This window comes from Acinetobacter sp. AKBS16 (assembly GCF_002899995.1).
GTDB classification, from domain to species: Bacteria; Pseudomonadota; Gammaproteobacteria; order Pseudomonadales; family Moraxellaceae; genus Acinetobacter; species Acinetobacter baumannii.
In genome coordinates this window covers 150,424-153,887 of the sequence record NZ_POYH01000080.1, presented here as the reverse complement: position 1 = coordinate 153,887, position 3,464 = coordinate 150,424, and the positions used below count along the sequence as shown (strand labels likewise).

Annotated in this window: 3 protein-coding genes; all 3 read right to left on the bottom strand. The window is 37.9% G+C overall.

Going from position 1 to position 3,464, the window contains the following annotated elements; translation table 11 throughout:
- The coding region (locus C1642_RS19575; protein WP_228153909.1) for an MFS transporter at positions 1–552 on the bottom strand (552 nt) is incomplete at its 3' end.
- 20 nt (positions 553–572) lie between these two features.
- Entirely contained in the window at positions 573–2,006 is a 1,434-nt protein-coding gene (locus C1642_RS14630; RefSeq protein ID WP_103236491.1) for a lysine N(6)-hydroxylase/L-ornithine N(5)-oxygenase family protein, read from the bottom strand.
- Positions 1,999–3,464: IucA/IucC family protein (locus tag C1642_RS14625; protein ID WP_228153908.1), on the bottom strand; the 1,466-nt coding region annotated here is incomplete at its 5' end. The genes C1642_RS14630 and C1642_RS14625, both read right to left, overlap by 8 nt.

Here is a 3,464-nt window from a genome sequence, read left to right as displayed (position 1 = left end):
ACAAGCAACGGGTAAATTGATAAAAAATAAGGCCTTCCAATTAAGCCATACCAAAACCAGTGCTCCGAGCATAGGCCCAACTGCTAAGGTTAGCATGATCATGGCACCCCATAATCCTGTTGTACTTCCCCGTTGTTCACTGGGCGTAACTGAAAAAATTAGTCCAAGAGATAATGGAATCATTAATCCGCTACAAAAGCCTTGCAGAGCTCTAGCAATCAACACCGATTCAAACTGATTAAATAAACCACCTGCTATAGAAGCCAAAGCAAATCCCAATAAGGCAATTAAATAAATTGACCGCTTACCAAAACGCTGGCTTAGGAATCCAGCTAAAGGCAAACTGATACTCATTGCTAATAAAAAGGCAACAACCACCCAACTTGCCCATACCTCACCTACCTGAAAATAGGACATTAAATGAGGTATTGCAGGGTTGAAACTACTGTTATTTAAACTAACCGTACCTGTACCAAGCATAACCGTCAGAAGTACGTAGCGTTGTAAACTTTGCTCATGAGGTTGAGCCGCGGACACAGAAGAACGTTCCATACACATATCCTCTGTTCAGCTTATTCAATATGCTCAGATAATTTACTTCGTGCATACGCTCCCAAAGCAGAATGATGCATTGGCCCTGATTTATTTAAGGGTCTTGAAAACTCGGTTATTTTTGAGGCTGCAATATTGCGAATAGAAACTTCTTCTTGCGCTGATGCATTCACTCCAAATTGTTGGAATGACTGAGAATGATCAAGTTTGAATAACTCTTCACCAACCAATTGATTTGCAATTGTGGCTGCCCTATATGCTCCTAAGCCTAAATCAGGCGTACCTACGCCGTGGTGATAAACTTCCATATTTTGAATAAATATAGATCCCTCACCTTGATAATTGACTTTAAAGTTTGAAGTCACCTGCCAATGGTCGGCCTGATCTCGTATGATCAAAGATTGTAAATTTTGCAGAAACTTAGGGTTTGGATAACGATAACCCGTAGCTGCAATAACACAATCAGCCTCCAGAATATAATTCTTATTTTGCTGACGGTGTTCAAAACACAACTTTGTTTTCTGGTTTTCTAAGAGCTCTGCATATTGCAGTTGATGATGTCCAGCCAACGTAACATCTGTAGGCATTCCACCGATACTACGATGATATAACCGCTCATAAATATCACGTATCGTTTTACTGCTAATACCTTTATATAAATTTGCTTGTTGCGCTGGTAACTCTGCCTTTAAACCTGATGGTAAATGGTAAAAATAATGCATGTAATCCGGACTAAAATGTTCTAAACCGAATGGTGTATTTTCCATTGGAAAGAAACCAGCAGAACGGGTTAACCAATAAAGATGAAAGTCTGGTGTAGTTCGACCATTCATATACTGACGATCAAATAGATCTAAAAAAATCTCTGCTGCGGACTGTCCAGAACCAATTAAAACTACATTTCCTGATAACTTCTGGGAGCTGTACTGTAAATATTCTGATGAATGCAGGCAGGTTCCTGATTTTGAGTAAATCTGTTGTAAGCTTTCTGGCAAATGTGGAGTTGTACCAACCCCCAATACCAATTGTCGAGTACGATAATGTTGGTGGTGCCCATTACACACTACCTCCACATCAAATCCACCTTTAATCGGTTTAATATCCAGCACATGGCTACTAAACTCAATATGGTTAAGTTGTTCTACAACCCATTGACAATAATGATTATATTCCTGACGCGGTATATACAAATTTTCTCTAAAATAGAATTTATATAAACGTTGATGGTGTTTTAAATAATTTAAAAAACTAAAAGGGCTGGTTGGCTCAACCATACTAACCAAATCAGCCATAAAAGGAACTTGTAACATCGCGTTTGGCAATTGCATACCAGCATGCCAGTCAAATTTCTCACGCTGATCAAAAAAGCGATATTGCAGCCCGCTTTTATCATGTAACAGACTAGCCAGACTTAAATTAAACGGCCCCAGTCCAATTCCAATAAAATCAAGCATAACTCACATCCTTCTGTTCAACGTACAGTGGATTTGGTAGCTGCACATACACGGACTGATGTTCTAAAGGTGCAATAAGCTCATCTAATTCATGTAAACGTGTAAGTAAATTGCCTTTATACGGTAAAGAATCGTTAAATAATAAACCCTGTAATAATGTGCTATCTGGATATTGCTCTAATAATTGAAGTAAATTTTGTTGCAAATGGATTAACAGTTCATCTTCAGAGATATAGCCAGTTGCTCCAATTGCATTAATCAAACCAAATAAAGTGTTGCCAAAGAAATAATAACTAAAGCGTTCATCCACAAAATCTTTAGGACCAACCGCATGAGCTTTTTCTAGTAAATCTGGTAATGCTTCTACAATTTCAGTTGCAAACTCTTCAATATAGTAAAAGCCTTGGTTGTCACGTAACCAGAGATTTTTTGGTAAACCATCTTCTAGCTCAAGCAATACATTTTGTTGATGCGATTCAAAAGCCATACCGTATTTATGATAAACATACATTAACGGAGCCAAGCCAATCTTCAAGAAATGATCAAACCAATCCAAAGCAATTTCTTTAAAATTCGTTTGTTGATTTTTCTGAGCAATTTGGTCAAATAAAGCATTAAAACGATTTAACTCTTTATTTGGATGATCTTGACATAAAGATGCAATACAAGTGACTTGTTGCTGTACTGCAAATGGTTGATCACGGAAAATACAAATTGTCTCGTTAATAATCTCGCCGTCTATTTGCAGTGCTATCCAGGCTGGATCATTAACTGCTTTCAGTGTTGGGCATTGTTTTAATATTTTTTTACCTAAATCACTGTGCCATAAACGATAAGAAATTTCGCCACGATGACACTCTTTTGCCAAATTCACTCGAATTGAATTAGTGATCATGACTGATAGTGAAGTTTTAACCATCCAAGGGGCGTTAAAACTTGCCAAGGTCCGAATTGATGTAGTCGGTGAAAATTGCCATCCACGTAAACCGATATCAATTAACTGTCCTGTTTGTTTTAATTGCTCAAACCAGGGTTTACCTTGTAAATAACGGGCTTGCCAAGGATGTAGTGGCAATAATTTAAATTCAACATGAGTCTTTAACAGGTTTAAATCGCTTTCGGACAAATACCAACGGATTGCGTCTTTGACTTGATCTGAAATTGGCTGCTCAGTTGCACAACCTTCAGCAATATAATTCTGATGAACAAGCCAATAATGTAACTGGGTTTTTCCAGCATGTTCAGGTGAAAACTTCAACCAATCTTCATGAACAAAACCATTCCGGCTTTTAGGCGCTGGGTGCATACTATGACCCAAAATTAATGCCTGTTCACTTTCAATAAAATTCTGCCCAGCCTTTACTAAATCATCGAAATCATTGTGGCGTTGTTTTAAGAATTGTAGTAGCGCGTCCCGGCTTTGTATCCATTTCTCTAACAATGAAGCAGCATCTAATT

What these genes read in the sequence shown, in the direction of transcription:
- C1642_RS14630 (WP_103236491.1), bottom strand. Translation starts at nt 2,006, where the DNA reads ATGCTTGATTTTATTGGAATTGGACTGGGGCCGTTTAATTTAAGTCTG.